Source organism: Mesorhizobium sp. NZP2234, assembly GCF_013170765.1.
GTDB classification, from domain to species: domain Bacteria; phylum Pseudomonadota; class Alphaproteobacteria; order Rhizobiales; family Rhizobiaceae; genus Mesorhizobium; species Mesorhizobium loti_D.
The window spans coordinates 3,474,473-3,499,972 of record NZ_CP033364.1 but is presented as its reverse complement, the minus strand read 5'-3'; the positions used below and the strand labels follow the sequence as shown (position 1 = coordinate 3,499,972).

Here is a 25,500-nt window from a genome sequence, read left to right as displayed (position 1 = left end):
AAGATCACGCTCATATCGTTTGCGTATTGCAAACATGATATTCGCTATGTATATAGCGTTATCGAAACGCAAACGGGAACCCGCCATGATCGACTTTGCAGACTTTGACACCGACCCGAACACCTCGGCCCCTGTGGTCCGCGAGACCGCCGAGGCGATCCGCGCCGCCGCCCACCTCGCCAACGGCGGCGACGCCTTGTTCCCCTGCCCGAAGTGCAAAGGTTCCGGCCAATGGGGCTCGGCCCGGTCCTACGATTGGAAGGCCTGTTTCGCCTGCAAGGGCAAGGGCAAGGTTTCCAAGGGTGTTGCCGCCGCCGCCAAGGGCAAGGTAACGAAGGCGGTGAACCTGGCGGAACGAAAGGCCGAGTTTGCTTCCGCGAATCCCGCCTTGATGGCCGGCCTTCGTGAAATTTCTTCCTGGCATAACTTCGCCCGCGAATTGCTCGGCAAGTTCGAAGAGTATGGCACCCTGACAGACGGCCAGGTCGTCGCCGCGCTGGCATCGCTGGCTAAGGTGAAGGAAGCGCAAGCCGCCCGTGCCGCTGCCCGCTCGGCCGAGAACGCGGGGAAGTCCGGCGAGGTCGGCGTTGATCGTATCACTGCCCTTTTCGCAACCGCCACTGCAGCCGGCCTGAAAAAGCCGGTGTTCCGCACCTCGCGCCTCGTCATCAAGCCAGCGAAACAGCACCCCGGCACCCTCTACGTTACCGACAAGGCGCTCGCCGGTGCCTATGTGGGCAAGATCGTTGCCGGCAAGTTCGAAGCCCGCCGGGAAGCCGCGCCGGATACCCTGGCCCTGCTTTGCGCCATCGCGACGGACCCGATGAAGGCCGCCACCGACTACGGCCGGTCCACCGGGGAATGCGGTTGCTGTGGCCGCGAGCTTACCGACCCGGAATCAGTCAAAGCCGGCATCGGTCCGATCTGTGCCACGAAATGGGGCATCTAGCCCCATGACGATCAAAGAATTTCAAGCCATCGGCCGCGCCCTTCGCAAACCTGGCGGGGGCGCGCCCATCATTCGCAACTGGACACTAGGAGGCCGCCACATGGGCAAACTGTCCCCGATAGAACTTACCGATACCGAAGTCCGAAGCGCGGAACACGCCTTGCTCGCCGCGAAGGTGCGCAACGCCATGCTCGCGGAATGCCACACCTTCGAACGCCAGGGCAGGCCCGAGGTCGCCGCCGCTCATCACAGGTTCGTTTCCGACCTCACCTACGAACAGATTTTGCGGATGCGCCGCGCCATCCTCGGGGCATGACCATGGCCGAGCCCGCCGCCCCGAGCGAGCCCGCCGAGATCCCCGGCGAGGTCGAAATGTATGACGGGGAGCTACGCCGCGTCGTTGACGCCTCCCGAACCGGATGGTGGCGCTTCCATCAACACTATGATCGCAGCGGATATTGCGACAACCCGAGCCGAGGCTATTGAAATGACAAAGATCAAGGTTGACGTATCGAGTAGCCGGCCGCTGTTCATAGAGGCGGACGCGGAAGCCTTCGGCGAGGTGTTCGCCGCGATGTCTTCGAGCGATCAAGTCGCGGTGTTCGCCGCCATGGTTTGGCACATGAAGCCGCACCGGACGCAATGGGATCATATCTCAATCGAGCTTGAGGCCACGGAAGCGAACCGCGCCGTGCGCGACCAGTTCCGCGCCGTGCTCTTCCCCGAACCTGATGCGGACGCCGCCCGCCTCGCCTGGCTTGAGGAACAACACACGCTGCACGGCTCCGTCGAATTCCTCTATGTCGTTGACGGCTACACCGCGCAACGGATGCGTGATGGTTCCCCCTGTGGCCGCCCCTATGATGGCGCCACCTTGGTTGACGCCATAGACGCGATGCGCCGCGCCGAGGTGGCATCATGAGCCGGCGCGATATCCCCTGCAAGATTTGCCCCGAGTGCTTCATGATCGCGCCGAACGCAACGGCGCGGTGCCGGACATGCGGAACCGCACTCACCCCTCGGGAACGCCAGAAAGAGGCCGCCGAGGCGCAAGCCGCGATGCAAGCGGCGTGCGACGCGTTCAACGCCACCCATGCGGTCGGCGATGTCATCCGGTGTTGGACGGGTCCGCGTGAAGGCGCCCCGGTGCTTCGCGTCATCAAGGCGCCCGCCGAGATCCTAAGAGGTCACACCGCCGTTGTTTTCGTGTCCGGTGGCGGCGGCTGCATCGCCTTAAGCCATATTAGCGACGCGTGAAGTACTTAGCTTTTCTTAAGGTTGCATCACGAATTGTTACAACCTGTGCACTGTCATCTTATCCACATTGCGGCGTCACGGCTTTGTGATAGTTACCTCTCCGGGCTTAGCAACCCGGATCGAGACTATGGCGCCTTTGGGCGCCGAGACAGCGTGACGCTTGGCGGCGCCGCGCACCCCATGGCTTTGGCCGGGGGCGGCGCGCGTATGTCCAATGCTGCGCAAGCGGCTAAAGGCGTGCCGGCTTGTCGTCTCGACAAGTTGCTAACCCCCGGCTTGGTGCCGATGCCCCAACTCGGAATGCGGTTCGATGCAAGTTTAGCTCGGCTGATCGTATAAGAACGACGATTTTTCTTGAGTTATGCTCAAACCCGATATACGAACAGAACAGGAACATATTCCTACCCCCAAGGGCTGGCCGTCCATTGGCCTGCCTAGCGTGCATGATCTTTCTAAAGCCGGCGCCGCGTGCGCCAAAGGAACCAGCCGTGACACATGCCAGCCCGCATAAGACCTACCAGACGATCACCGAACAGCGGTGCGGGCAAGCAGTCAGCGTTTACACTGGCGGCAGCTTCGTCGGCAGGGGCGGCATGAAGATCGGACCGTTCCGACCGTTCCGAGACGAAGAGGACGGCGCTACCGAAGACGCGGTCGGACGCTCCGCATGGTTCTTCGCCGAGGGTGTCGGCGCCTTCGATAGGTACGGCTGTTTTCTGTCTGGTGTTCCCGAGAATAGCCCGCTCGACTGCGTCGCCATGTGGCCGGCAGAACACGTTGAAATAGATCGAGAATTCTCAATTTAGCGGTTGCATGACGATATTCGTGATGTATAGTTCTCTTAGAAACAAGGGAATGACGCCGTGGCCTACACAACTGAAAAGCTTTCCAAGACCCGCACCGCGATTTACCGCGACGGCGTCTACCTCTGCCAGCTCATGCCCGCCGAGGTCGCGGGCTGGATTTTCAGGGCGGAACGTTCGGACGCAATCGACATCGAGGCGGCGATCTCGGAACGCGCCTACCGGGTCGAGGCGGCAACCGCCTACCTGGCGAAGCGGGCGATCCGCGCCGCTGCATCCGTCCAGCTTTCCCTTTTTTAGGAGCAACGAAAATGATCGCTTTCGAAGCCGGAAAGACCTACAAGACCCGCTCAATCTGCGATAGCAATTGCTGGTTTTCGATCACCGTTGCTTCCCGCACCGCCAAGACCATCAAGACGGTCGATGGCAAAACCCTTCGCATCGGTTCCTATGGCGGGTCCGAAACCGTGAAGCCTCACGGGTCTTATTCCATGGCGCCAGTTATCTCGGCAGATAGGTGAAATATGATCAACCCCCCGGAATCCGCGCCTCTGCCCTGGCGCCGCGCCTACACCCTCGGCATGACTGACCTAGTCGACGCCAATGGCGATCCCGTCATCATCACCGACGAAAGCGGCGGGTTGATCGTTGACCCGGACGTTTGGGAATTCTTGCTCGCCGCCGTCAATAAGCCCTCCCAAATCGTCGCCGCGCTGGCCCGGATGCCGAGCGGTTACGGCCTCACCGCTGTCGACGGGCAAACGGCGAGTTACGAACGTTTGAGCGAGAAAGACTGTCGGGGCGGGACGGACGCGGGCGATGGCAGCGACTACGAATTCAGCAATCACGGGCAGGCCGGCCGCAAAGACTGAAAACGAGGGCCGAGGGCGGCCCTTTTTCGTGGCCCAAGCGTTTGCAAAATGCAAACGTCATGATACTCGTAGCGTTATCAAAACGGGGAAAGCGCATGAACAAGTCCCACCACTTCACCGACGCCGAGCTGGCGGAACACGAATTCAGCGGCGCGGATCTCGCCACGCTTTTGTTCCGCCTCGGCCTCGGGTCCGCCGGCCTCGCCCTCTTCCTCGGAACCTTCATGCTTGGTGTCCCGCTCGGCGCCATGCTCTTCGGCGCCCCGCTATGAGCCCCGCTGTTCTGTTCTGCCCGGCGATGCACGCCGAGAACGTTGCTCGCGTCGACAAGGGCTGGACCCGAGCGCCAGGCTTCACCAGCGAGCGCCCCATATGGATTACAGCCGAGGGCGAGCGGGTCGAGCATACTTCCCGCGTCGACTCCCTTTTCGGCCGACCGCGCGGCCTTCGGGTCCACCTCGGTTTCGGGTGCGCGTGGCGGGATATCTGCGAAATCAGCACCATGGCCCGCGCCGGCCGTCTCACCATCGTAGGAGAAGAAAGATCATGAACGCATCCCAAGCGGTGCAGGAATCGTTGAGCGGTGACCATGCCCCGATGTCCAAGGTGTTCCCTGGCTCGCTGGCAACGGCTCCAGGCACCCGCAACGCCTACGTGACGGCGGACAGCGGGGTCGTTGCCATGATGGTAGGCGATGACGCACAGGAGCGCGCCGCCGCTGTAGCCCGTGCCCTGGCCGCGCATGACAAGCTTGTCGCCATGGTTCTGTTGCTGAAACCAGCATGGGGCCACAACGGCGCCAGCATCGACCGGGATCTCCAAGAATTGATGCGGGCTGGCCCCTTCGATCCGTCGCCACCCTCGCCGCTGTTCTGCCAACAATATGGACGGGCAAAGCGTCCGGCTCCCTTGATCCCCGATCTGTCCGCCGAGGACCGCGAAGCGGTGTTGCGTGCCGGACCTGGGCCGATAATCGCCGACCCGGACTACGCCGAGGTCGGGCCATACGTGGTCGATGATATCTGCATCGCCATCGGCTCGGCGGTTCGGCGGCGGAACCGCTCGCAATCTCGCGGCGATCAACCCATAGGCCCGAGCATGGAATATGCCGCAACGGACTTGGTGCTACAGGCTCTTTCCGAGTGCGGCTATAAGGTCACGGCGCCGGGCCAGGAAAGCACCGCGGATTCCGCCGACCACCTTTGCAAGCTGGCGCTCGCCGATGTCATCGCCGAATGTGACGCGGTGCGCGCGGTGCTTAAGGATGCCGGGCACCCGAGCGAAGGGCGAGCCCTGCACGGCCTTGTAGACATCGCCATTGATCGGGAGCGGTGCAAGCGCCAGGAAGAGGTCGGCAAGCTCGCGGGCCGCCTCAACGCGATACGCGAGGCCGCAGCCTAGCCGGCGCGCTGCCCGTAGGCCCGAACTATGGCGTTCGCCTTGCCCTGGCACGGGTAGCAAGGCCGCTCACATTTGCTATCGCAGATCATAAACGCGACCTCGGCGGCGGTGGGTTTCGCCGAGGCCGTTATGAGCTTGAGGCCGACGAACAATGCGGTATCCGCCGATAGCGTCACCCGCTTCCCCGCATTGGCCCGCGCCAGTATGAGCGCGGCAAGCTCGACCTCATTGGCCCATCGCCTCGGCATCCAAGATCACCCGACTGAATTTATTCCTATGTGAACACACCAGGAACATCGGTCAAGCGTCTACTGCCATTCCGCGACCTCAAAGTTGCCGTTAGGCCTAGCGATGAGCCGGAAAGTGAAGTCGGAATAAACGTTGTCGCTGCCGTCATCGGGGCCGCACCACACCTTCATAACGGCACCTCGGGCGCCTGGCCCCTTTCGGGACACCATCTTGACGATGGGGCAATTGAAACCCTGCTCTTGTATCAAGGCCGTCGCGGCCTTTGTCATAGCGGGAGTCATCGTCATTTCATCTGCAGCCGCCGAGGTGGCGACAACGGCGAAGAGTGCGGCGAGGATCTTTTTCATCGCGGGACCGTAGCGTCGTTTCGCCAGGTCTTGCAAGGCCTCACTAAGCCGCGAGGGCGGTTCCGATTGCGGCCGCAGTAATAGGGGCCGCGTACTGTTCATACGCCGCCGCTGATAGGTGCGTTCCATCCGGGTAGATCGCCGTGTTCGCCGTGGTGGCGATGAGGCCTAGCACCGCGTCCGCCGCGAAGTCGGCCACGGTGTAGCCGTTGGCCGCCGCGTTGTTCCGTATTTGGGTGTTGAGGTCTTGGCGGTCGAGATCCTTAGCGCTACCCGCCGCGCCAAACGCTACCCTCGGAAGGCACGTTCCAACAACGATGCGGACGCTTGCCCCGAGGGCCTTCTGTGCCGCCACCCAGGTTTGAATATTTGCCATGACGGCGGCGGCGACGCCGGTGCCCGCCACGATGTCATTTGTTCCTGCCCATAGGTGAAACACGTTCTTGCCGGATATCGCGCCACTGTACAGAATGGCCTCGCGAGCGGCCCGCCCGGTGATGATTTGGGCCATGGTTTGCCCGGCGATTCCGAGGTTCCAAATAGCCTTATTCGTTGCCGTCACCTGGGCCATAGCCAAGGCCGGGAGGGTCTTGTTATCGTCCGTATAGACACCCTCGGTTATGCTATCGCCGACGAAAGCGAAATTGTTGTCAAAGCTGGTCGGGACGCCGAAGGCAGCAATTGCCGCAGTCCTGGCATCGGTTATTTGGGTGTCCGTCAACTGGCTCGGATAGATCGCAAGCAACGAATAATCTTGCCGCCCGGCTTTGTTCCAAGGGCTGGCAACAGAAGTGTAACCGATATAGCCGCCGGCCATCGCAAGAGCGACCGGAGCGGTGACCGTGCTTTTCGCGCCGGTTGTGCGGAAGATGCCGCTTCCGGCGGCGCCGCTGCTCATGCCGTAGAATTCGGGAACGGCTTTAGCGACGGGCGTTTTGTCATTGACGGCGCCCGGATACCAGCGAATTGACATCGCGCTACTGGACGATAGCAGCAACGTGTCGGATTGAGCGGTTGCCGGAAACTCGTATGCCGTCAGACCTTGAAGCGAGACTGACGAGGCGAAGACGGCAAGCTTGGTGTTTCCGAGACGATCGATCGCCACACCCGCCGGCATGTTCATGAAACGCGGGATCGCATTCGCCAAGGTATTGTCGGCCCGCCTACTGCCGAGAACGATGGCGTTCCGGTCCGGCAACAGCCGAGGCATGTTGAGCTGCGTCGCTTGCGTGGCGTGGTTGCCGTTGCCGCTTTGGTCATACCACGTCTTGACCATGATCACATCGGACGGCGAAGCCTTGAAGGCCATGGCGGCGGCGATATCGATTTTGCGGCTGATCGCCCGATAGCCGATATCCATTTCAGCGCTATCGGAAGCGCGAACGATGCGGCAGCACGCCAGGGCGGACCCGGCAACCGCGTTGGTCGAATAGATTGCCCCGCCCGCCCCCGTGGCGGGCAGCACAAGAGCGGGGCCGGCTAGTTCCACCGGACCTGTCAACTTCGGCGATAAAGCCAGCCCGCGCCCGAGGCCGGAATTGCTAAAGGGCGAAGGGAGCCCGAACATTACACCCCGACCGTGTAGCCACGGATTTGCGAGGCCCGGTCCAGCCCTCGGGCGAAAACCTTGTCGCCGGCAATGATGTCAAGGGTGAGCGCGCGGTCGCTGTATGGCGAAAGCACCACGAAGGCGGCGGACCCGATGAGAGGGGCGGCGGCGGCGATGGCGATTGCTACCGCCGGGATCTGCGCGGCTTGAATGCAAACCGTTTTCGAGGTGGCGCCGTCCGCGATTTGAGTCCAAGCGCCCGCCGCAAGGTCCGTTGCAAATGTTGCTGTCGCCATAACGTTCCCCTTGCCCCCTCGGGGCGAATTGGTTGCGGGAGGCGGATTTGAACCGCCGACCTACCGGGCATGAACCGATTGCGCTACCAGACTGCGCTACCCCGCCGGATGACTAAGCCCGAGTCGTTTGCAATATGTCAACGCTAGACACGAAAAACCCGGCATCGCTGCCGGGCTTTACTCCGTATCCTGTAATCCGAGGCGGTCAGGCCTGCCAGGGCACGGCGTAGGGGCGATGCGAGCCGGCGGCCGGCTTGGCGATGCGGTAGAGGGCAAACGTTGCGACGGCGGGACGCCTGGCGCCGGCTGCGATAGGCATTCGCGCCGCGTCTTCGGATGCCGTCATGATGGCGAAGTCGAAGTCGGCTGCACCGGCAACAGCGCGCGGCGGCTGTTCATAGCTGACGGATGCGATGGTGACGCGTTCGAACTCGGCCGCCGGTGCCGAGCATACCGAAAAGGCGAGCGCGACAACGGCAAGTGCAGACATAAGGAATCTGGTCTTGTTCATCTGGTTCCTCGTTACTCGCCGGAATTGGCGAGGGTTGATGCCAAGGGAATTAACTGCCTCACCCCTCGGCCGTAGCTGCTTCTCGCCGAGCCGTTTCCGCCGGGCTGTACAGTGCTTTTGCATCCCCACTAGACGCGAGTCGTTTGCGTTTTGTCAACGCTCAATCCAAGTCTTCACCGGGCTCCCGTTCGCCGAGAAGGGCATTAAGCGGGACCGTCACAAACGGCGTGTTGATGCCGCTGGAAAAGTAGCGGTTCCCCTTCCCTGCCCTGGCGCCTGGGATCGCCTTGAGAATGTCCCGGTACTTCGAAGACGCCCATTCCGTGTTTTTCAACACCAGGCGCTTGAAGCTTTCGTGCGAGGTCGTGATGTCCACCAATAGGCCGGCCTCTTGACCCCGCCAGACCCGAACCCCCATGCGGGCCAAGGCCGCGATTGCAGATTGCTTTTTCTTATTCGGCTCTTTGGTGTTGTATCCGTCATTGAGCGGCAGCATATCGGCGGCGAAGGCCGCCAGCTCTAGAAGCTCGCCTATTGTCCGCTCCCAGGTGCCGCCCTCGGGCGTGTTGTGCCGCACCAAGTAGCCGGTGATATGCTGCAAGAACCTATCGGAATCCTTGGTGGCGCCCTTCGCGCTGTGATCGGTCCAGTCATTGGCCCGAAGCCATATCAAGGCGTCTTCCACCGTCACCGGCTTCGTGCTGTTCAACAGATAGGCGCCGGCAAGCATCGGCCCGAGCTGGTCGCCTAAGCGCTGGCTTCCGAGGTGTTGCGCCGCCGCCACCGTGAAGACATCGACATAAGCCCGAAGGGTCGGCAAGTGCTTGATGGTGCGAGCGAGAAGCCGCTTTGAAAAGGCCGGGGTGAGAAGGTCCACGATATCGGACAGCAACTTTTCATAGTGCTTTTTGTTGATCGCCTTTTCCTCTTCCGTGTCCTGCGCCGGATCGGCGAGCGTCAATTGAGTGATGCGGGATTCGTCGGCGTAGCCTTCGATTTGCGTGACGATGGAAGCGAACACAAACATTGATCGGGCGCGGAAACCCTTCGTCTTCTGGTTTGCGGTGCCTTTGAGAATGAGGCCGTCGCCTTCGGATGCGGCGACGCGCGCGAGATCCATAATAGCCCGGATGCGGTTTTGGTTGTTCTGATCCTTCGGCTCAACTTCGTCAAAGATGATCGGCAGCGCATCCATGCCAAGCGCCCCTCGGACGCCGGCTTCCGTGGTGTTGCCGACCACGCTTAGCGCGGTGGCGGCGAGGCAGCGTTTCACAATCTGATCCATCACCGTCGACTTGCCGGAACCGGAGGGGCCATTGACCCAAACATGGGGGCGCCATTTCAGGAAGCCGCACACCGGGGCCACCACGCACCAACCGGCGAGCAAGTACCCGGACAGCGGCGAAACCCACCGTAGGCTCTTGGAAAGGGCCAGGAACTTACGTGCCTCGGCGGTCGAGATAGGCGCATCCATTTCAACAGCCATGGACTCGCCTTCGTCATAGACGAACCGGCTCCTATGTTCGTGAAACGATGTTTCCTCCCCGTCCACAATGAGGCGGTCGCCGGCATGATAGATTGCGGTTTCACCTTCAAACCAGGCGCCACGCCCCCGCACCGAATTGTGCGGTACAAACTTGCGGCGGAACATGCAGGCCTGCATGCATGCGTTGATCGCGGCGCTCCAATCGACACCCGTTTTCGCTCCGGGGAATTCCATTTCCCACCATTGCAGCGGGGCAAGCCGCATCATGTTCGATGATGACAGCGCCGAGGCGTTGAGCCCGATCACTTGCGCCACGTTCGCGGGCTGGAAAAAACACATGGTTTCGTCAACGCCGAGGCATCGGAAATGAGGGTCGCCGAAACTTGCCAGCGGATGTTCTGCCGCGCCGTCTTTTCCACTCGGGGTCGCCTCGCGGCTTTCGTGCTCGGCGGCGTGGTCCTGGCCGTAGTCTCGGTCGGCTGGATCATACCCGCCGCCATCCTCGGCCGGCGGCGGGTTTTCGTCCGCCCCGGATTGAGGCGGTTCAACCACGGCGGCGATGACTGCCCGAACCCGGTCAAGACCGTATTTCTGTGCCAGATCATCGAAGTCGGTTAGCTCGATATCGGCGGGGTCGAACTCGGGGACCGCCACCACACCGCCGACCGTTTCCGCCGCTTCGCGAGCCTTCGTGAGGCCCGGATTCATCCGGTTGTCCGGCATCTTCGTGAACCGGTCATTGTCCGCCGCGAAAAGCAACCGGGCCTCCGGGTACTTCACCCGGATCGCCTTTGACACCGAAGCGAGATTTCCCGCATCGAAAGCAGCAATGGTGAGGTAGCCGGTCGCTTGGTGGACTCGAGCCGCCGTGCTGTAGCCCTCGGCGATGGCGATAACAGCCCCCGCCTCATCCGGTTTCTTGCCGATGGAATGATAGTTCCCCTCTTTCGCGGTGCCTTTGAGAAAGCGTTTCGTGCCGTCATCGGCGATGAGCTGGACGCTTACCAGCTCGGCGGCCGGGGTGAAGATCGGCACGACAAGGCTACCGGCCCGCGCGGTGCGGGGCTCTTCCTCGGGGTCGATGACGTACCGCACATTTTTCTTGAGGCGGCGAAGGCCGGGGAAAGGCGGCAACCCCTTTTTGGCGAGGTAGGGGTGCGTCGCCGGGGCCTTCTCTGTTTCTGCCATGATGAGGCCAGCGGCGGCGGCAGCGGCGGCGTGCATCTTGGCCCGGTCTTCGTCACGCTGGCGTTGCGTGTCGACCATGCGCTGTTTCAGGGCGGCCCGTTCCGCTGCTGTCATTGTCGACGGCCGCTTTTCGGTCCAAGTATCTTGAACGCCAGTTTGCAGGTCGCCGAAGGCACCCGAGGCCGGGGAATCCAGATGCAACACATACCATACGTGCTGATTTTTAGCCTGTTTTTTTCCCTGGGCGTTGGCGCGGTGTATCTTGCCGTCCGCTATGGGATGGGATGAGCCCCGAGCGTTGGCGGTGTCCAGGTGGACACCGGCGGAACGCATCGCTTCGATGAAAGCGAGAATGTTGTCGTCACTGTCCGCCACGGTATGCCTTAAGGGTTTCGAGCGCTTCCGCTTCACTTCTAATGATCGTACCGATGCCACCGGCGCCAGCGATGAAACCCGCGAAATGGGTTTGTTCCTTCGTCGGTCGACCCGTCCCGTCTTTCACTTCCCAAGAGCCGAATACCGCGACCCGGCGGCCCACCATTTCGGGCGTGATGACGATTGAGTTGAGGCCGATGATATCGCCGGACCCGAGGCATAGCCCGGCCTTGATGGGGTAGGCGTCAAGCACGACTCGCTCGCCACCTCGGGCAGTGTATTTCTCGCCGGCCGACAATGAAAACGATTTGCCCGCCCACCCCGATGCCGTGGTGTTTCTCCACACCGTAGCGCCCGCCTTGGACAACGCGATGAGGCAGCGATTCATAAGGTTTGTGCCGGTGCTCATAGCAGCGCCGGCATAGCTTTGAGCTCGGCCTTAAGCTCGACCTCGCCTGGCTTCCATTTGTCAAAGTCCGCCTCGATCTGCCCGAAGTTCACGGGATGGGCGACGCGAAGGTTCAAGGCGCTTCGGCCGGCGATGTAGCTGCCCCGTTCCTCGCTATGCGAGATCCACCGCATATCAAGCCAGCGCTTCCGGTCGATGCCGATTTTCTTGAAATCGGCGATGGTGACGAAGCCCCGGCGTTCCAAGATTATGCAAATCTTGATCGCCTTAATCTTCCATTCCGAAAGCTGCGAAGGCCCCGAGGCGCCGGCCACGACATCGGGCACATAGGCCGGAACCTTGCACCGTTCCGCCGGGCAATGATCCGCCCAAATCTCGCGCCAGATGTAGCCGCCGATTTCCGGTAGTTCCGGGGCGAACCACGGCTTATCATTTGAATGGGCTCGGCGGTATGGTAACCCGTACTTTTCGGCGAATGCCTTTTCCTCGGCCTCGCGTTCCGCCTCGCTTGTCATGACGATCACCGCAACGCCGAGGTAGCTTGCAACGGTTTTCAGCTCGACCCCGGCGGCGCCAGACGGCACCAACGCGGCCCGGAAGTCAGGCCCGCAACGCTCGCCGCCTCGGCCCGAATAGATGCCGTCCACGGCCTGCAGCAACACCTTTGCGTTGAGGGTCATTTTCGCCTCAACGCCGATTTGGGCGCCGTCAACATCGCGCACCAAGAGGATATCGAAACCGGCGGTTTCCGGGTAGGCGGTCCAGCCCTCGGGCAACCGGGCGATGAAGGCGGCGCAAAGCGCGGCCTCGGACTCGAATACTGCCCTCGCCTTAGCCATTGACGGGGCCGCCGGTGGCAACCTGGCGCTCGCAAACGGTGGCGTAGTGACGGAACACCTCGCCGGCAGCGGCGGGGCCATACCACTCCACCATCTTGACGGCGATGGTATCGAGGATGCCGAAGGCTGCGGCATCGGCGGGCAAGCCGTCGCTTACGTGGGAGGCCAGCACGCCAGCGATCGCCTTACGTCCCTGGGTCCGCACGGTGTTGTGCTTGATGGCCTGTAGGTCGGTCATCTGGCCGGTTTTGATGTAATCGGAATAGGAGCGTGCCATAGGTGTACCTTTCATCTGACGTAGCGGGTTTGGGATTTGGACATTCGGGCGGCGTGGACGTGCTTCGCCCACCCGAGCGGATTCTTCATGCCGCGCATTTTTCCGAGCGCGACTAAGTCTTCCAAGCTCTTCGCCGAGCTTTGTTGTTTCTTCGCCTCGACCCTGGCGGTGCGGTCGATCTCGGCCAGCTCGCCGGCCAGCTCTTTCACCGTCCGGCCCATGGATGGATAAACGTGCTGGCATTGCGGGCACACCGGCGCGGGTTGATGGACGCGGAAGCAGTTCGGGCACTGCCGGGTCGTCACCGCCGGCTCATCGTCGTCGTCTTCGTCCTTCGCCCGTTTCTTTTTCTTGTGGCCCTCAAGCGTCCATTCCCGGTCGTCATCGGGCAGGCCGTGGCCGCGTCCGCCTTGGTCTTTCGGGATGCTGTTTCCAGCGTGGTCGAGAATGAGGGCGTAAGGCTTCGGTCCCGCCGCTATCGCCATGAGGCGGCCCGCCTGGGTTTCGAGGTCGAAGCCTGGCGCGTAGACGGGGCGAAGGACGCGGCCGACTTGCTGTAGGAACAGCGCCAGCGAATGGGTCGGCCGCAACAGAATGGCGACCTCAATCGCGGGCAAATCGAAGCCCTCGGAAACAAGGTCCACCGATGACAGGATCTGAATCGTGCCGCGCTCGTAGGCCCGAAGGATGGCGTCGCGGTCCGGTGAGTCGCCGTCGATATGGGCAGCGGTGTAGCCGGCGGCTTGGAACTGCTCGACCACGCTCAAGCTGTGCTTGATGGACACGCAAAAGATCATCGCCTTACGGCCATGCGCGAGCCGGCGGTAATGCTCGACCGCGTTGCCCGTGATCGCGGTTGCGCCCATGCGCTTCTCAAGGTCGGCCTTATTGAAGTCGGCGCCGGAACGCTTGATGCCGCCGAGGTCGGGCGATGACGGGGCAAAAACGCGATAGGTGGAGAGGTAGCCTTGATCCATTAGCCAGGCGACCGGCGGCCCCTGCACCATCCGGCCGAACCACTTCCCTAGCCCGGTGCCGTCATGGCGTTCCGGCGTCGCGGACAGCCCGACAATCTTGGATTTCTTGTTCGCGTATTCTTCGATGATATCGGCCCACGTCTTCGCCCCGGCGTGGTGGGCTTCGTCCGGCACATACAGGTCGGGCGTGCCGTGTTGATCCATCCTCTTGCCGAGGGTTTGGATGCTGGCGATCTGCACCGGCTGGCGGCGGTCCCCTGTCATGCCGGAAGCAATGATGCCGTAGGGTATGCCGACCTTGTCGAAGGTGAGCGCGGTTTGCTTGATCAGCTCGCGGCGATGGACACCGAAGATGACGCGTTTCCCGCGCTTCGCCGCCGATGACGCCATGAACGCGGCGAGGCCGGTTTTGCCGCCGCCGGTCGCCATCTGGACAAGAACGGAATTGACCTCGCGAAGCGCGTCCCGCGTCTCGACAATTAGCTCTTGCTGGTAGGGGCGAAGGACGAAGGCCATTTAAGCCGCCACCGTCTCGCGGGCGTCCATCGCTATGGCGTCACGGATGGCGCGGCGCTCGACCGGGGTGCCTTTGCCGGCGGTGGCGATGGCGTGGAAACCGCAATACGGGATGCGGCTATCTGGAATCCGCGGTGCTCCGCAAAACAGCGAAGTCTCGGCGTCAAACGCTTCGTGATGGCCCCAAAGCGGAAACTCACACTGGCAAGAGGTGAGCCGGCCTTTCGGGACACCGGCATAGCCTGGCGCCTTAGCGGGAAACGCTGACTTGAACGGCTTCGGCGCCGGCCCTTCCACCTGTGGCGGCGCCGCCGTCTTGCGAAAGCGGGTCTTGCCGTGGCCCCGAGGGCGAAACAGCACGGGGTTGCGCCTGGCCAGGCCGTACAGCTCTTCCGGGGTGGCGCCGACCAGTTCGGCGATCTCGGGGCCATTCATTCCCGTCGACCAAAGGCGTGCAGCCTCGGCCTTGTTTTCAGCGGTCCATTTCATGAAGGATTCTCCAAATCGTTTGCGTTTTGCAAACGCTTAGTTCGCGGCAATAGCCAGCTCGCGGGCGGCGTTGATTTTCGAGACGTGGGCAACGGTGGCGTCGCCGAAGAGCGGAAGGCCCTCGGCGGGCTCTAGTTCGGTTCGCGCCCGTTTCTTGGTTTCGGGACCGGCGAGCACAAGCGACATGCGCTTCGCGATGTCCCGTTGATATTCTTCCTCGCGCTCTATCAGGATGGCGTTGCAGCCCTCCCAAAACGCGGCCTCACCCGTGGTGCCCGTTCCGGCGAAGGGGTCAAGAACTGTGCCGCCCTTCCGGCAGACAAGACGGACAAGCCAGCGCATCAAGTCGACCGGCTTCACGGTAGGGTGTTTCGAGCCGAGGCGGTCGTCGCCGTCCGCCTTAGCGCTGTAGAAGAAACGGACAGAAGAGCCCGCGTCGCCGCGTGGTTCGCTGGCGGCCCGGTTATACTCCCCGTGCGTGTTCTTGGTGCTGGCGCTGCCTTCCCTGCCCGTGACGCGGCCTTGCGCCCCGGCTGCAGTAGGAAACGCGGCTTCCACCTCGGCGGACCCGTCCGTTACGATATTCGCCGGGTATCGGCCTTGCACCGGGCGGGCGTCACCATCTTTGCAAAGGCCGCTGTTTTCGTCGGTCCAGGTACCGCCGCCGCTGGCCTTGCCGCCCCATCCCGTTGCCTTCTCGGCGTCGATCCGGCAGGCGTCCACATTGAGTCCGCCGGTGCCGTGCGCCAGGGTGTTGGCGGCCACGGTTCCGATCATCGGTTTCCGAGCCAGGCATATCGGTTCCCACGCCGGTTTAAGCGCGGTGCCCCATCCATTCCACTCGGCGGCCTCGGGCGTACCGGTGGAATAGATATCCCGATCATAGGCGGGGCGCTCTTCGCCCTTACCCACGTTCAAAAGAGCGGAATTGCGCATGTCATTGACAAGCGTTTCTTTGCCGAGGAATTCGCCGCGAAAGTCGCCGATGCGCTTGAACGCTGTTTCAATCCGGCCGCGAAGCCCGGTTGAGATCCCGCGCTTGTCCCGGCTCTTCGCCCATTTCGTCAGGCGATTGTAGCGGGCGCGGATGGCTTCGTTTTCGTCCAGCCATTGCCGGAACAAATGGTCGTCAATGCCCTTCGAAACACTATGGCTTTTCGGGAATCCGGTGCCGTAGCACCACGCCAGCATTCCGCCGAATTGGCTATCCTCAACGCATTTGAAAAACGCTTCCACCTGTGCCGGGGAAAGGCTTTCGAGAAACTGGACAACCGCCGTATCCGAGGCGAGCATGTTGAGAATGTTGTCGCGGACTTCGAAGCCGGCGCGAGCGATGGCAACCGCCATATCGTGATAGGTCCGGGTGCCCGAGAAAGCGACCACGTAGCCGCCGGGTTTCAGCACGCGAAGCACCTTCGCCCAAAGGTCCGGCCGGAACGCGATGTCGCCGCCGTCCCATGTCTTACCCATGAAGCCGGCGGATGCCCTGGCGTAGGCCCCGGCGCTGCCTTCCTTTGGCGTCGCTGGCGCCGCGTCATCACCGCCGAAGCGGTTGACGATTGAGGTTAGATGGTAGGGCGGGTCGCACACCACGGCGTCGACGGAGCCCTCGGCGATATCGTCAAGGCGAGCAAAGCAGTCGCCGGAAAGCAGCGTAACGCGGCCATCCAGAAAGACGGTTGAGGCTGTCATGCTAGAAGAGATCCCCTTGGTTTGGAGCTACCGGCGGCGCCGGTGGCGGTGGGGGCGGCGCCGGCTTCTCAACCGGCTCGGCCTGATAAATCGTTTGCGTTTCGTCAACACGATGGGCGAAGCAACGCCAGTTCCCGAGCCGTCCGACCCTCAATTTGACATTGTAACCGAAGCCGGCGAGGCCGCCGCACACTTCGCAAACAAAGTCCCCAGGTCCGGCGAGTCGTGTCACGTTTGATATAACCCGATAAGCGTTGACAAAATGCAAACCATGTTCGGCCAGCGGAAGCAAGTCAAATTTCTGACAAATTAGAAAGATCAACTCGGGAACAATTTCGATAGGTCCAGCGTGATCCCACGTTGTGCAGCGATTTTAAGCAGTTTCGGCACGTAAGCAGCGGGAATCGTCCCGCCCATTCCATCGGGGCGGCGCTCCGCATTATCCCAACCGGTGATAGTGGAGCGGTTCACCCCGAGTAGCCGTGCCAATTCGGCACGTCTGCCGTTTGCAAACAAATCCGTGACAAATTGCAAAGGGGAATTAACTGTCATGTTTGATATCGTTTGCTAAATGTTAACAACTTTGATATGGACGGAATCAGATGTGGTAGCAGTGCATGGTATGGAGTGCCTTATGAAACCCGACGTTGATTGGTTCCGCCGGAAACTTGAAGAGCACCGGCTTTCGCAATCCGGCCTCGGCCGGATGCTCGGCATAGACAAATCCACCATGAGCCTCATGCTTGCCGGCAAGCGGAAGCTTTCTCTTGCCCACGCCGCCGATATGGCGCGGCTTCTCGGCGTCACCGTTTCCGAGGTCATGGAACGCATGGGCGTTCGAACGGACGGCATCAAAGCCGGCGACGCCACCTCTCCGCACATGCTGCCTTTTGAAGGCTGGATCGATGATAGCGCGCGGGTCCAGACAGAAGGCAACGGCAAGCGAAAGCGCATGATTGACATAGGCGTGAACGTTGAGCCCGGTTCGACCGCCCTGCAATGGCGGACGCCACAAACAAAAATGGATATCCTCGACGGGTGGATCGTAGTTTCTGGCGCCAGGCGTGAGCCTGACGATAGAATGATCGGTCGCGGTTGCGTGGTTGGCACCAAGTCCGGAGAAGTAATGCTGCGCACGATTCGGCGCGGATACACGCCGGGCTCGCATACCTTGCTCGGCCTCGGCATCCCCGAGTCTACCGAGGCAGAGGTCGAATGGTATGCGCCAATATTGCTTATGAAGCCCGCGACGGCCTGATAAAGCAGCTACCCACTTAATAAATTCAAATTTTATCATTCGGTCGCAGTTTCCGGTTGACGCCGCCCGTAGCGTGTTTGCATATTACAAACAGTTAGCAAAATGCAAACAAAGGATTCGGGTAGCATGTTGGTTTCAACGGGTAGGATTTACCGTTCGCGCAGCGGAAAAAAGGTCGGGCCGCTTCGCCCGTTTCGAGATAAGGAAGACAGCCCCGCCGTTGACATTATGGGGCGCTCGGCGTGGTTTTACGCCGATGGCGTGGGCGCATTCGATAAGCACGGCCTCTATCTCACCGGAGGCACGGAATGCCCGAATGACCTTACCGCCGAGGTGGACGGGCTCGGCAGCATCGACGGCCATATCGAGCGCCATGAAGACGACCGCGAGCTGACGGTGGGCACGTCCGTTCCGCTCGGCGTCTTGCTCGCCGAGGTCCGGTTGATCGGCGATGAGGTCGCCATTGACAGGGCTTGGCTTGAGGCCGCGCACGGCGGCACCCCCGTCCCGCTTGAAGGTTCCGCCGTGGACAGTTTTGGCATCTTCGCTTCCGGCCGCTGGCGCACCTTCCGAAGCATCATTGTTGCCGCCGCCCTGGCCGAGGCGCGGGCATGAGCAAGACCCCCTATTCCCCCGATGCCGAATGGTTCTGGCCGCGCAAAGAGTCGACGTGGCACAAGCTGCGGGAACCGGACATCACCGCCACCGGTTCCGCGACGCTCTTCGGCTGCAGCCCCTATATGACGCCGTTCGATATGTTCCACCGGATGGCGGGCAACATCACCGTTGAATTCGAGGAAAACGAGCGAATGCTTTGGGGTAAGCGTTTGCAAAACGCAATCGCTCAAGGCGTCTGCGCTGACAATGGTTGGCAAATCGTTGACGCCCACCCCTTCCTCTACGCCAGGTCCAAGACCGTGGCAGGCATGGGGGCTTCGCCCGACTACGTCATCATTGATCCGGCTCGCCCCGAAATCGGCTTCGGCGTTCTGGAAATCAAGAACGTTGATTTCTTCATCGCCGGCAAAGACTGGTCGGACGAAGAGGCGCCGCCGCATATCGAGTTTCAGGTGCAACACCAGCTCGCGGTTACGGGCTTCAAGTGGGGCGTTCTCGCCGGCCTCATCGGCGGCAATACGGTTCGGGTATTCCGCCGGGACCGTGACGCCGAAGTGATCGCGGAAATCATCATCCGGGTCGATGACATGCACGGCCGGGTCGCTCGCAACGAAGCGCCACCGGCGGACTACCTCGCGGACTATGAGACGATCCGCACGCTCTACCGGCACGCCACGGTCGCGAAGTCCTTTGACCTCGACCACCCCGGCGATGAACCCGAGCTGGACCCGGTGAAACTCAACGCCCTCATGGCGGCGAAGTACGACGCCGACCTCACCTTCAAGGCGGCCGAGGAAGACAAGAAACGCGCGGCGGCGGAATTGCTCGATTTCGTCAAAGACACCGAAACCGTGTTCGGCGGCGGCTGGAAGCTTTCCGCCGGAACGGTCCACCGCGAAGCGTCAACGATCAACTACCCCGCAACCACCTACCGCAATCTTCGGCTGTCCAAGCCGAAGCCGAAGGCCGTGAAGGCCAAGAAAGGTTCGAACTAAATGACCACCGGACAAGCTGTCGCCCTGGCGACCCCACCGTCTCACCGCGCTATTTCCGTATTCTCAAGCGAGGCCGATTTCGCCGCCGGGCAGCGCCTTTGCAAAGCCCTGACATCATCGAACCTTGTTCCCGAAAACTACCGGGGCGAGGGCAACATGGGTAACGCCCTGATCGCTTTGGACATGGCGAACCGGATGCAGATCCCGCCCATCATGGTCATGCAAAACCTCAACGTGATCGAAGGCCGGCCTTCCTGGGCATCGCAATTCATCATCGCAGCCCTCAACGCCTGCGGCCTGTTCTCGCCGATCCGCTTCCGCAAAGAAAACCTCGGCGAGCAAGAGGTTTCCAAAACGGAATGGAGCGGCCCGAAAGGCAACCGGGTAAGCCGCGTCGTGAAGGCAACAATCGTCAACAAGGTCTGCACCGCCTACGCGACGGAGAAGGCCACCGGCGACGTGCTTGAAGGCCCGACCGTGTCCATCGCCATGGCGGTAGCGGAAGGCTGGTATTTCCGCCCCGGTTCGAAGTGGGTGACGATGGACGATCTCATGCTGATGTATCGGTCCGCCGCGTTCTTCGGCAAGCTATACGCCCCGCACCTCCTTAACGGCATGACGACCGCCGACGAGGCTATGGACATGGCCGCGATCAAAGACATCACGCCAGCGGCCGAGGTCGTGGACGCGGCGACGGAAGGCAAGCCCGAGGGCAGGCCGAGGGGCGTTCACGCCGCCATGGCAGCGGCCAAGGCAGCGGACAAGCCGAAGCCGAAGGCGAAGCCCGCCGCGACCGTCATCGAAGCCGTAGCGGCCTCGGAGGAGCTTCCCCCGCATGACGCCGATGGCGTGGTGTTGGAAGACGAAGACGTTGACGGCGATGGCGACCGCGCCGCCGGTGCAGACGATGTTTTCGACCTCGGCGATGCCGAAGGCGAAGACGATTACAGCCCGTCTTAAGGAGTCGCGATGTCAGGCGTTGATCTAGTTCGCGACCTTCAAATCGCTACGTCCGGCGCCCGCCGGGCCTTGGCGATATGCGAGAAGGCCGTTGCCAGCGTGGTCGAGAAAACCGAGGCCCTGGCCTTGTCACTCGGCCAGAACAACGAAGCTCGCGCCGTGGCCTTTGCTGCCACGGGCGAGGTGCTTCTAACCGGTGACGATGTCGCCGGGGTGCTCCGGGTCAGCAAGGCAACGCTTGCCCGCTGGCGGGTGCTCGGGACCGGCCCCGGCTACGTCAAGAAACAGGGCCGAGTCCTGTACCGGGCCGAGACAATCGAAAAGTTCGTGACTTCAAAAGAGCGCACCAAGACGCGCGATGACGGGGAGTGACATGGAAGCAACCGCCGATAGCGAACTGTTCACGCGCACCGTTAAGGTCGTGGACAGCTACGACCGGGGCGCCCTTGTCCGGGTCAATGAAACGGGACGCGAGGGCTGGATTTCTCTTGCCCACGCGGACCTCTCGCCGGCCGGCCCGCTGCACGTCTTGACGGTGCCGGCGGCGGTGGCGCGGGAAGCGGGTTTGTTGTGACCGTCCGCGACCTCGCCCACTTCGAGTCCTGGCTTTCCGACCTCGGCGCCGAGGTTTCGGACATCACCGGCGAGCGCGTGATTTTGCGCGCTCGCACCTCAACCGGGACGCATGTCGTTTACGCGGACCGGAACGGCAAACAGCGCTGGCCGCAAGAACTTCTCGCCATCGTGAGCGACTACAACGCCGGCAGGACGCCGAGCCTTGAACCAATGAAACGGACGCGAGGCGAGAAATGACCACGGCGCCAGAAGATTACAGCCTGATTGACGAATTCGACCTCAATCAACAGCGCCGGGCAATGGCGGCCCTCAACGCGGAACGGAAGCGCCTCGGGATGCCGATCTTTCAGATGGAAGACACCTCCGGGGTATCCATGAATTCGTTCTATGCCTGGCAGGGCGGATTGCGGGAGCCGACCCTTGGGTGCCTTGTCGCCGTGGCGCAAACGCTCGGCTTCGATGTCGTCATGCGGAGGCGGAGCAAATGATCGCGCTCGCCGACCTGCACGCCGCCGCGATGCGCAAGGCCGATGCCGCCGAGGCAAAGGTCGCCATGGAACAGGCCGCCTTAAATGACGACCTCGCCTACGCGCGTGAGAACCACCAATCCATGGGCGAAAACTATTGGAAGCCCCTTCACCTCGCCCGGCTCAAGTCACAAACCGCCCGAGCCCTCGCCGAGGCTATCACCGAAATCATGGGAGAAACCAGCACATGAACACGATTGATCGCATCATCAATGGCATGGCCTACGGCTTCGGCGGAATCATCGGCGCCGGCCTCGGCTTGGTGGCGGTTACGCTACTGGCGCCCATCGTGGGCGAGCTTCTAGCCGTCTACGTCCTGCACTCGCTTTGAACTTCCCCGAGGCCATGGCGGCGGTGCTCGCCGGGGCCACTGTCCAGCGGGCGGAATGGAACCCGAGGCGCACCGTGCGCCTCGCCATCTGCCCTTGGAACGGCACCGACGAAGCGCTGGTCGTCTTCGACAAGAACAAGCTCGGCGATGTCCCGCCCTTCCCCTTCACCGCCAAAGGCGCGGACGTGCGCGGCGATGACTGGCACACCATAGAGGTTTCAGAATGACAGCCCCTCGCTTGGACAATGACAACCTCTTAAGCGTCATCTTCCGCGCCATCGCCGACCCAGGCCTCACGGAAGGTTACAAGGGCGACCGCTCGCTAACACAATGGCAGGCGGAAGCGGTGATGCGGGCGATTGCCGGGCTGCGCCCGATGACGCGCCGCGAGCACTTGCTTTCCTGTCTCGCCGAGGAAGGCGCCGAGATCGGGCACCGTGTTTCCAAGGCCCTACGCTTCGGCCTAGGCGAGGTGCAGCCCGGCCAGTCTCTTACGAATGCCGAGCGCATCGCCGAAGAGTGCGTCGACCTGCAAGCCGTTTTCGATATGCTGGCCGCCGAGGGCATCTTTCCGCTCATGACAGCCGCCGAGCTTGACGCCGGCAAAGAGGCGAAGCGGTTGAGGGTTGAGAAATATATGTTGCTCGCCCGCCAGGTCGGGGCGCTGGAATGAGTGACCTATTCGCCAGCGACAACCGCTTCGAACCCGCCACGTTTTCGCCCTGTCGAACGTGGCGGTTTCGTTTAGAGCGCCGATGGTCCGCCGGGCCGAAGGCCGCTTTCATCTTGCTCAACCCGAGCACGGCAGATGAGACGAAAGACGACCCCACCATTCGCCGGTGCATCGGCTTCGCGAAGGCCTGGGGCTTCGGCGGCCTTGTGCTCGGGAATATCTTCGCGCTACGCTCTACGGACCCGCGAGCGCTGTACAGCCATGCGGACCCGATAGGGCCGGGAAACGATGACGCGTTGCGCGATATCGCCCGTGAGGCCGAGAAGGTGATTTGCGGATGGGGAACCCACGGGGCATTGAACGGCCGAGGCGCTTTCGCCCTCGACGTGATGCGCCAGGCCGGCGCCGCGCCGCTCGCGCTCAAGGTGACAGCCGCCGGATTTCCGGGGCATCCGCTCTATATCAGCGCGGACACCATTCCGAGGGCTTTCCGGTGAGAACAAACGGGCAAAATACGGCCCTGAAAATTGTTGGCAGAGTGTTGGCAGGACGTTTTTCGCCCTACACTCGGATCACCACTAAAGCATTGAAAAGCTTTGGTGGGTGCGCACAGGATTGAACTGTGGACCCGCTGATTAAGAGTCAGCTGCTCTACCAACTGAGCTACGCACCCACTCGGCCGGCAAAAACCGGCGTTGGCGGGCATATAGCCGCCACCATCGGCCATGTCTAGCCCTGCCGGAATCATTTCCCGACAAATCGACCAACCCTCGATGCGATCAGACGAAAAGCTTGCCCTCCGCCACCTTCACCGCGTTGCCGCCAATGCGCGCCGAGGCCAGTTTTCCACCTTGCACGGTCAGTTCCAGGCGGATGCGCGATGGCCGGCCCATCTCCAGCCCCTGCTCGATCCACAACTGTGAAATGCCGTCCGTCGGGCCGTCGAAATGCATGATGGCGCCGGCGAAGGCGGCCGCTGCAGAACCGGTCGCCGGATCCTCATAGGACGGCGTGCCGGGCACGATCATGCGGACATGAAAGGCGCTTTCGTGGTTCACCGTCTCGCGGCAATAGACATAGGGGCTGGCGAAGGCCCATTCGCTCTTGCGCGGCGCCAGCTCCGACCAGGCCTGGTTGTCCAGCCGGATGCGGCCCGCCGCCTCGAGATTGGCGACCGGAATGGTCACATAGGGCACGCCGGCCGACCAGAACGAGACGCGGTGATTCTCGAAGCCGATCTCGTGCGGCGCCAGGCCAAGGGCTGCCCCGATCGCTTCCGGATCGGCCTCGAGCTTCAGCGGTTCCGGCAGTTTCGCCAGATCGAACTCGGCGAAGGTGTTGCCATCGTGCGTGCTGACGGCGCAGCGCACCGGGCCGATGTTCTCTTCCAGCACGAAGATGCCGGCACCGCCTTCGCCGGCCAGTTCGGCAAGCGCGATTGCCGATCCAACCGTCGGATGGCCGGCGAACGGCATTTCGTAGTCGGGCGTGAAGATGCGGATGCGGTTCTTGTGCTTGGGGTTGTCCGGCGGCAGCACAAAGACCGATTCGGACAGGTTGAATTCGCGCGCGATGGCCTGCATCGCCGCCGTGTTCAGACCTTTGCAATCCAACACCACGGCCAGCGGGTTTCCGGCCAGTCGCTCGGTCGTAAACACATCGTAAAGCAAGTAACTCCGGGTTTGCATTCCTGCCTCAATCCCAACATGGGCGAAATTTAATTTGATATTTGAACCGGTAAGCCTGATCTGTGCACAGATAGGGACATACGCATCATAGGGGTCCGACGTGGACCAGATTGTCAATCTGCCAAAGACGGAATCGGATTCCGCCATCGAGACGGCGCTTGGGCTCGACCGACAGGGTCTGCGCAAGACGCGCCGGCGTGGTTGGCTCTATGCGCTACTGACCCTGATCGTGCTTGCCGCCGGTCTTGGCCTCTATCAATGGTATGCGGCCACGCCCGCCAGGATCGATTACACCACCGTGCCGGCCGCCAAGGCCGATCTGACCGTCCAGGTTTCGGCGACGGGCACGCTGCAGCCGCTCACCCAGGTCGATATTTCCAGCCAGCTTTCCGGCATCATACGCTCGGTCTCGGTCAACGAGAACCAGCAGGTGAAGAAGGGCGACGTGCTGGCGGCCCTCGACACCGCCAAGCTGCAGGTCCAGATCGAACGGGCCGAGGCTTCCGCGAAAGTGGCGGCCGCCAATGTCGAGGACGCCACGGTGACGCTGGCCGAAAACGAAAGCGCGCTGGTGCGCGCGGCCGCCTTGACCAAGCGTGGCATGGCGACCGACCAGTCGCTCGAGGCGGCAACCGCGACGCGCGACCGCTCCAAGGCGGCGCTTGACAGCGCCCAGGCTAATCTCGCCATCGCCAATGCCGATCTCAAATCGCAGCAGACCGACCTTGCCAACAGCACCATCTATGCCCCGATCGACGGCATCGTGCTGACGCGCTCGGTCGACCCCGGCCAGACGGTCGCCTCCTCGCTGCAGGCGCCGGTGCTGTTCGTCATCGCCGCCGATTTGCGTAACATGGAACTGGTGGCGGCGGTCGACGAGGCCGACATCGGCGCCGTCAAGACAGGCCAGCATGCCCGTTTCACCGTCGATGCCTTCCCCGACCGGCCGTTCGATGCCGAGATCCGCGACATCTCCTATGCCTCGGTCACGACAGACGGCGTCGTCACCTACAATGCGCGGCTCGAGGTCAACAACAACGAGCTGCTGCTGCGGCCCGGCATGACCGCCACCGTTTCCGTCGTCACAAGGGAGGCCAAGGGCGTGCTTACCGTGCCCTCCTCCGCCTTCCGCTACCGCCCGGCGCAGCAGGCCGCGCGTGGCTGGAGCCTCAGCGACCTGTTCACCGGCCGCATGGGTCGTCCGGGCGGCAACCGCCAGCGCCAGGCGACGACCCCGACCGATGGCTCGCGCACGCTGTATGTGCTGGAGAACGGCCGGCCGCATCCGGTCAACGTCAAGATCGGCTCGACCGATGGCGAACTGACCGAGATCACCTCCGGCCTGGACGAAGGCGCGCAGGTCATCACCGCCTCGCAGCCGCGGAGCTGACG

The 25,500-nt window shown here is 62.1% G+C and carries 38 protein-coding genes and 2 tRNA genes; 24 read left to right on the top strand and 16 right to left on the bottom strand.

Features of this window, described 5'->3' with window-relative positions:
• Window positions 1-85 precede the first annotated feature (85 nt).
• The 10 genes from EB230_RS17240 (at window position 86) to EB230_RS17195 (ending at window position 5,282) form a co-directional block, all read left to right on the top strand.
• Window positions 86-949 carry a DUF6011 domain-containing protein gene (locus EB230_RS17240; RefSeq protein ID WP_172373346.1) on the top strand — a complete coding sequence of 288 codons (864 nt, stop codon included), beginning with the start codon at window positions 86-88 and terminating at the stop codon, window positions 947-949.
• Window positions 950-953: 4 nt separating this feature from the next.
• Window positions 954-1,265 carry a hypothetical protein gene (locus EB230_RS17235; protein ID WP_172373344.1) on the top strand — a complete coding sequence of 104 codons (312 nt, stop codon included), beginning with the start codon at window positions 954-956 and terminating at the stop codon, window positions 1,263-1,265.
• Between the two features lie 171 nt (window positions 1,266-1,436).
• A complete protein-coding gene (locus EB230_RS17230; protein ID WP_172373342.1) occupies window positions 1,437-1,871 on the top strand; it encodes a hypothetical protein in 435 nt (144 codons plus the stop codon).
• 41 nt (window positions 1,872-1,912) lie between these two features.
• Window positions 1,913-2,206 carry a hypothetical protein gene (locus EB230_RS17225; protein WP_172373340.1) on the top strand — a complete coding sequence of 98 codons (294 nt, stop codon included), beginning with the start codon at window positions 1,913-1,915 and terminating at the stop codon, window positions 2,204-2,206.
• A gap of 488 nt (window positions 2,207-2,694) precedes the next feature.
• Window positions 2,695-3,012: a hypothetical protein gene (locus EB230_RS17220; RefSeq protein ID WP_172373338.1), complete on the top strand. Its 318-nt coding sequence runs from the start codon at window positions 2,695-2,697 to the stop codon at window positions 3,010-3,012.
• Between the two features lie 57 nt (window positions 3,013-3,069).
• Window positions 3,070-3,309 carry a hypothetical protein gene (locus EB230_RS17215; RefSeq protein ID WP_172373336.1) on the top strand — a complete coding sequence of 80 codons (240 nt, stop codon included), beginning with the start codon at window positions 3,070-3,072 and terminating at the stop codon, window positions 3,307-3,309.
• 11 nt (window positions 3,310-3,320) lie between these two features.
• Window positions 3,321-3,530 (top strand): hypothetical protein, encoded by a 210-nt coding sequence (locus EB230_RS17210; RefSeq protein ID WP_172370957.1) that lies wholly within the window; start codon window positions 3,321-3,323, stop codon window positions 3,528-3,530.
• Between the two features lie 3 nt (window positions 3,531-3,533).
• Window positions 3,534-3,881 (top strand): hypothetical protein, encoded by a 348-nt coding sequence (locus EB230_RS17205; RefSeq protein ID WP_172373334.1) that lies wholly within the window; start codon window positions 3,534-3,536, stop codon window positions 3,879-3,881.
• A 95-nt stretch (window positions 3,882-3,976) separates the two neighbouring features.
• On the top strand, window positions 3,977-4,153 hold the full coding sequence (locus EB230_RS17200) for a hypothetical protein (RefSeq protein WP_172373332.1): 177 nt from the start codon (window positions 3,977-3,979) through the stop codon (window positions 4,151-4,153).
• Between the two features lie 274 nt (window positions 4,154-4,427).
• Window positions 4,428-5,282 carry a hypothetical protein gene (locus EB230_RS17195; protein ID WP_172373331.1) on the top strand — a complete coding sequence of 285 codons (855 nt, stop codon included), beginning with the start codon at window positions 4,428-4,430 and terminating at the stop codon, window positions 5,280-5,282.
• Here EB230_RS17195 and EB230_RS17190 read toward each other — a convergent pair.
• The 14 genes from EB230_RS17190 to EB230_RS17125 all read right to left on the bottom strand — a co-directional run bounded on the left by EB230_RS17190 (window position 5,279) and on the right by EB230_RS17125 (window position 17,034).
• The gene (locus EB230_RS17190; RefSeq protein WP_172373330.1) at window positions 5,279-5,530 is read right to left on the bottom strand and encodes a hypothetical protein; all 252 of its coding nucleotides are present in this window, start codon (window positions 5,528-5,530) and stop codon (window positions 5,279-5,281) included. The two genes, EB230_RS17195 and EB230_RS17190, sit on opposite strands and share 4 nt — an antisense overlap.
• A gap of 60 nt (window positions 5,531-5,590) precedes the next feature.
• A complete protein-coding gene (locus EB230_RS17185; RefSeq protein WP_172373329.1) occupies window positions 5,591-5,878 on the bottom strand; it encodes a hypothetical protein in 288 nt (95 codons plus the stop codon).
• Window positions 5,879-5,921: 43 nt separating this feature from the next.
• A complete protein-coding gene (locus EB230_RS17180; RefSeq protein ID WP_172373328.1) occupies window positions 5,922-7,445 on the bottom strand; it encodes an SGNH/GDSL hydrolase family protein in 1,524 nt (507 codons plus the stop codon).
• Window positions 7,445-7,723 carry a hypothetical protein gene (locus EB230_RS17175; protein ID WP_172373327.1) on the bottom strand — a complete coding sequence of 93 codons (279 nt, stop codon included), beginning with the start codon at window positions 7,721-7,723 and terminating at the stop codon, window positions 7,445-7,447. Before EB230_RS17175 ends, EB230_RS17180 begins: the two co-directional genes overlap by 1 nt.
• A 29-nt stretch (window positions 7,724-7,752) precedes the next feature.
• A tRNA-Met gene (locus tag EB230_RS17170) sits at window positions 7,753-7,829 on the bottom strand.
• 99 nt (window positions 7,830-7,928) lie between these two features.
• A complete protein-coding gene (locus EB230_RS17165; protein ID WP_172373326.1) occupies window positions 7,929-8,234 on the bottom strand; it encodes a hypothetical protein in 306 nt (101 codons plus the stop codon).
• A 160-nt stretch (window positions 8,235-8,394) separates the two neighbouring features.
• Window positions 8,395-11,283, bottom strand: a complete 2,889-nt coding sequence (locus EB230_RS17160) for a toprim domain-containing protein (protein WP_172373325.1) — start codon at window positions 11,281-11,283, stop codon at window positions 8,395-8,397.
• Window positions 11,270-11,692, bottom strand: coding sequence for a hypothetical protein (locus EB230_RS17155; RefSeq protein ID WP_172373323.1), 423 nt, complete (start codon window positions 11,690-11,692; stop codon window positions 11,270-11,272). Before EB230_RS17155 ends, EB230_RS17160 begins: the two co-directional genes overlap by 14 nt.
• A complete protein-coding gene (locus EB230_RS17150; protein ID WP_172373321.1) occupies window positions 11,689-12,531 on the bottom strand; it encodes a hypothetical protein in 843 nt (280 codons plus the stop codon). Before EB230_RS17150 ends, EB230_RS17155 begins: the two co-directional genes overlap by 4 nt.
• Window positions 12,524-12,808 carry a hypothetical protein gene (locus EB230_RS17145; protein WP_172373320.1) on the bottom strand — a complete coding sequence of 95 codons (285 nt, stop codon included), beginning with the start codon at window positions 12,806-12,808 and terminating at the stop codon, window positions 12,524-12,526. Before EB230_RS17145 ends, EB230_RS17150 begins: the two co-directional genes overlap by 8 nt.
• Before the next feature lie 11 nt (window positions 12,809-12,819).
• Window positions 12,820-14,301: a DEAD/DEAH box helicase gene (locus EB230_RS17140; RefSeq protein WP_172373319.1), complete on the bottom strand. Its 1,482-nt coding sequence runs from the start codon at window positions 14,299-14,301 to the stop codon at window positions 12,820-12,822.
• Window positions 14,302-14,790 (bottom strand): hypothetical protein, encoded by a 489-nt coding sequence (locus EB230_RS17135; protein ID WP_172373318.1) that lies wholly within the window; start codon window positions 14,788-14,790, stop codon window positions 14,302-14,304.
• 36 nt (window positions 14,791-14,826) lie between these two features.
• On the bottom strand, window positions 14,827-16,482 hold the full coding sequence (locus EB230_RS17130; protein ID WP_172373317.1) for a DNA methyltransferase: 1,656 nt from the start codon (window positions 16,480-16,482) through the stop codon (window positions 14,827-14,829).
• Window positions 16,483-16,800: 318 nt separating this feature from the next.
• Window positions 16,801-17,034 carry a hypothetical protein gene (locus tag EB230_RS17125; protein ID WP_172373316.1) on the bottom strand — a complete coding sequence of 78 codons (234 nt, stop codon included), beginning with the start codon at window positions 17,032-17,034 and terminating at the stop codon, window positions 16,801-16,803.
• An 82-nt stretch (window positions 17,035-17,116) separates the two neighbouring features.
• Between EB230_RS17125 and EB230_RS17120 the strand changes: the two genes are divergently transcribed.
• The 13 genes from EB230_RS17120 (at window position 17,117) to EB230_RS17060 (ending at window position 22,917) form a co-directional block, all read left to right on the top strand.
• Window positions 17,117-17,740: a helix-turn-helix transcriptional regulator gene (locus EB230_RS17120; RefSeq protein WP_172373315.1), complete on the top strand. Its 624-nt coding sequence runs from the start codon at window positions 17,117-17,119 to the stop codon at window positions 17,738-17,740.
• 126 nt (window positions 17,741-17,866) lie between these two features.
• The gene (locus tag EB230_RS17115) at window positions 17,867-18,355 is read left to right on the top strand and encodes a hypothetical protein (protein ID WP_172373313.1); all 489 of its coding nucleotides are present in this window, start codon (window positions 17,867-17,869) and stop codon (window positions 18,353-18,355) included.
• Entirely contained in the window at window positions 18,352-19,353 is a 1,002-nt protein-coding gene (locus EB230_RS17110; protein WP_172373311.1) for a YqaJ viral recombinase family protein, read from the top strand. Before EB230_RS17115 ends, EB230_RS17110 begins: the two co-directional genes overlap by 4 nt.
• Complete coding sequence (locus EB230_RS17105; protein WP_172373309.1) at window positions 19,354-20,313, top strand: hypothetical protein; 960 nt, start codon at window positions 19,354-19,356, stop codon at window positions 20,311-20,313.
• A gap of 9 nt (window positions 20,314-20,322) precedes the next feature.
• Complete coding sequence (locus EB230_RS32655) at window positions 20,323-20,685, top strand: helix-turn-helix domain-containing protein (protein WP_246738805.1); 363 nt, start codon at window positions 20,323-20,325, stop codon at window positions 20,683-20,685.
• A 1-nt stretch (window position 20,686) separates the two neighbouring features.
• Window positions 20,687-20,887, top strand: coding sequence for a hypothetical protein (locus EB230_RS17095; protein ID WP_172373307.1), 201 nt, complete (start codon window positions 20,687-20,689; stop codon window positions 20,885-20,887).
• Window positions 20,884-21,126, top strand: coding sequence for a hypothetical protein (locus tag EB230_RS17090; protein WP_172373305.1), 243 nt, complete (start codon window positions 20,884-20,886; stop codon window positions 21,124-21,126). Before EB230_RS17095 ends, EB230_RS17090 begins: the two co-directional genes overlap by 4 nt.
• Entirely contained in the window at window positions 21,123-21,377 is a 255-nt protein-coding gene (locus tag EB230_RS17085) for a hypothetical protein (protein WP_172373303.1), read from the top strand. The genes EB230_RS17090 and EB230_RS17085 overlap by 4 nt, the downstream gene beginning before the upstream one ends.
• Window positions 21,374-21,607, top strand: coding sequence for a hypothetical protein (locus EB230_RS17080; protein ID WP_172373301.1), 234 nt, complete (start codon window positions 21,374-21,376; stop codon window positions 21,605-21,607). The genes EB230_RS17085 and EB230_RS17080 overlap by 4 nt, the downstream gene beginning before the upstream one ends.
• The gene (locus EB230_RS17075) at window positions 21,604-21,747 is read left to right on the top strand and encodes a hypothetical protein (protein ID WP_172373298.1); all 144 of its coding nucleotides are present in this window, start codon (window positions 21,604-21,606) and stop codon (window positions 21,745-21,747) included. Before EB230_RS17080 ends, EB230_RS17075 begins: the two co-directional genes overlap by 4 nt.
• Window positions 21,748-21,761: 14 nt before the next feature.
• Window positions 21,762-21,974 (top strand): hypothetical protein, encoded by a 213-nt coding sequence (locus tag EB230_RS17070; protein WP_172373288.1) that lies wholly within the window; start codon window positions 21,762-21,764, stop codon window positions 21,972-21,974.
• Between the two features lie 11 nt (window positions 21,975-21,985).
• Entirely contained in the window at window positions 21,986-22,420 is a 435-nt protein-coding gene (locus EB230_RS17065) for a hypothetical protein (RefSeq protein ID WP_172373286.1), read from the top strand.
• Complete coding sequence (locus EB230_RS17060; protein ID WP_172373284.1) at window positions 22,417-22,917, top strand: DUF1643 domain-containing protein; 501 nt, start codon at window positions 22,417-22,419, stop codon at window positions 22,915-22,917. The genes EB230_RS17065 and EB230_RS17060 overlap by 4 nt, the downstream gene beginning before the upstream one ends.
• A 100-nt stretch (window positions 22,918-23,017) precedes the next feature.
• Here the strand turns inward: EB230_RS17060 and EB230_RS17055 are convergent.
• Window positions 23,018-23,093: transfer RNA gene (locus tag EB230_RS17055), tRNA-Lys, on the bottom strand.
• Between the two features lie 106 nt (window positions 23,094-23,199).
• Entirely contained in the window at window positions 23,200-24,108 is a 909-nt protein-coding gene (locus tag EB230_RS17050; protein ID WP_172373282.1) for a PhzF family phenazine biosynthesis protein, read from the bottom strand.
• Window positions 24,109-24,208: 100 nt separating this feature from the next.
• Between EB230_RS17050 and EB230_RS17045 the strand changes: the two genes are divergently transcribed.
• Window positions 24,209-25,498 (top strand): efflux RND transporter periplasmic adaptor subunit, encoded by a 1,290-nt coding sequence (locus EB230_RS17045; protein WP_056572956.1) that lies wholly within the window; start codon window positions 24,209-24,211, stop codon window positions 25,496-25,498.
• The last annotated feature ends 2 nt before the right edge of the window (window positions 25,499-25,500 follow it).

Excerpts from the sequence above, each read along its gene's own strand:
- EB230_RS17145 (WP_172373320.1), bottom strand. The coding sequence starts at position 12,808 with ATGGCACGCTCCTATTCCGATTACATCAAAACCGGCCAGATGACCGAC.
- EB230_RS17235 (WP_172373344.1), top strand. The coding sequence starts at position 954 with ATGACGATCAAAGAATTTCAAGCCATCGGCCGCGCCCTTCGCAAACCT.
- EB230_RS17095 (WP_172373307.1), top strand. The coding sequence starts at position 20,687 with ATGGAAGCAACCGCCGATAGCGAACTGTTCACGCGCACCGTTAAGGTC.
- EB230_RS17175 (WP_172373327.1), bottom strand. The coding sequence starts at position 7,723 with ATGGCGACAGCAACATTTGCAACGGACCTTGCGGCGGGCGCTTGGACT.
- EB230_RS17205 (WP_172373334.1), top strand. The coding sequence starts at position 3,534 with ATGATCAACCCCCCGGAATCCGCGCCTCTGCCCTGGCGCCGCGCCTAC.
- EB230_RS17210 (WP_172370957.1), top strand. The coding sequence starts at position 3,321 with ATGATCGCTTTCGAAGCCGGAAAGACCTACAAGACCCGCTCAATCTGC.
- EB230_RS17165 (WP_172373326.1), bottom strand. The coding sequence starts at position 8,234 with ATGAACAAGACCAGATTCCTTATGTCTGCACTTGCCGTTGTCGCGCTC.
- EB230_RS17080 (WP_172373301.1), top strand. The coding sequence starts at position 21,374 with ATGATCGCGCTCGCCGACCTGCACGCCGCCGCGATGCGCAAGGCCGAT.
- EB230_RS17190 (WP_172373330.1), bottom strand. The coding sequence starts at position 5,530 with ATGCCGAGGCGATGGGCCAATGAGGTCGAGCTTGCCGCGCTCATACTG.
- EB230_RS17180 (WP_172373328.1), bottom strand. The coding sequence starts at position 7,445 with ATGTTCGGGCTCCCTTCGCCCTTTAGCAATTCCGGCCTCGGGCGCGGG.
- EB230_RS17195 (WP_172373331.1), top strand. The coding sequence starts at position 4,428 with ATGAACGCATCCCAAGCGGTGCAGGAATCGTTGAGCGGTGACCATGCC.
- EB230_RS17085 (WP_172373303.1), top strand. The coding sequence starts at position 21,123 with ATGACCACGGCGCCAGAAGATTACAGCCTGATTGACGAATTCGACCTC.
- EB230_RS17070 (WP_172373288.1), top strand. The coding sequence starts at position 21,762 with ATGGCGGCGGTGCTCGCCGGGGCCACTGTCCAGCGGGCGGAATGGAAC.
- EB230_RS17140 (WP_172373319.1), bottom strand. The coding sequence starts at position 14,301 with ATGGCCTTCGTCCTTCGCCCCTACCAGCAAGAGCTAATTGTCGAGACG.
- EB230_RS17075 (WP_172373298.1), top strand. The coding sequence starts at position 21,604 with ATGAACACGATTGATCGCATCATCAATGGCATGGCCTACGGCTTCGGC.
- EB230_RS17185 (WP_172373329.1), bottom strand. The coding sequence starts at position 5,878 with ATGAAAAAGATCCTCGCCGCACTCTTCGCCGTTGTCGCCACCTCGGCG.
- EB230_RS17150 (WP_172373321.1), bottom strand. The coding sequence starts at position 12,531 with ATGGCTAAGGCGAGGGCAGTATTCGAGTCCGAGGCCGCGCTTTGCGCC.
- EB230_RS17155 (WP_172373323.1), bottom strand. The coding sequence starts at position 11,692 with ATGAGCACCGGCACAAACCTTATGAATCGCTGCCTCATCGCGTTGTCC.
- EB230_RS17060 (WP_172373284.1), top strand. The coding sequence starts at position 22,417 with ATGAGTGACCTATTCGCCAGCGACAACCGCTTCGAACCCGCCACGTTT.
- EB230_RS17130 (WP_172373317.1), bottom strand. The coding sequence starts at position 16,482 with ATGACAGCCTCAACCGTCTTTCTGGATGGCCGCGTTACGCTGCTTTCC.
- EB230_RS17110 (WP_172373311.1), top strand. The coding sequence starts at position 18,352 with ATGAGCAAGACCCCCTATTCCCCCGATGCCGAATGGTTCTGGCCGCGC.
- EB230_RS17225 (WP_172373340.1), top strand. The coding sequence starts at position 1,913 with ATGATCGCGCCGAACGCAACGGCGCGGTGCCGGACATGCGGAACCGCA.
- EB230_RS17125 (WP_172373316.1), bottom strand. The coding sequence starts at position 17,034 with ATGACAGTTAATTCCCCTTTGCAATTTGTCACGGATTTGTTTGCAAAC.
- EB230_RS17120 (WP_172373315.1), top strand. The coding sequence starts at position 17,117 with ATGAAACCCGACGTTGATTGGTTCCGCCGGAAACTTGAAGAGCACCGG.
- EB230_RS17230 (WP_172373342.1), top strand. The coding sequence starts at position 1,437 with ATGACAAAGATCAAGGTTGACGTATCGAGTAGCCGGCCGCTGTTCATA.
- EB230_RS17115 (WP_172373313.1), top strand. The coding sequence starts at position 17,867 with ATGTTGGTTTCAACGGGTAGGATTTACCGTTCGCGCAGCGGAAAAAAG.
- EB230_RS17240 (WP_172373346.1), top strand. The coding sequence starts at position 86 with ATGATCGACTTTGCAGACTTTGACACCGACCCGAACACCTCGGCCCCT.
- EB230_RS17135 (WP_172373318.1), bottom strand. The coding sequence starts at position 14,790 with ATGAAATGGACCGCTGAAAACAAGGCCGAGGCTGCACGCCTTTGGTCG.
- EB230_RS17200 (WP_172373332.1), top strand. The coding sequence starts at position 3,977 with ATGAACAAGTCCCACCACTTCACCGACGCCGAGCTGGCGGAACACGAA.
- EB230_RS17050 (WP_172373282.1), bottom strand. The coding sequence starts at position 24,108 with ATGCAAACCCGGAGTTACTTGCTTTACGATGTGTTTACGACCGAGCGA.
- EB230_RS32655 (WP_246738805.1), top strand. The coding sequence starts at position 20,323 with ATGTCAGGCGTTGATCTAGTTCGCGACCTTCAAATCGCTACGTCCGGC.
- EB230_RS17105 (WP_172373309.1), top strand. The coding sequence starts at position 19,354 with ATGACCACCGGACAAGCTGTCGCCCTGGCGACCCCACCGTCTCACCGC.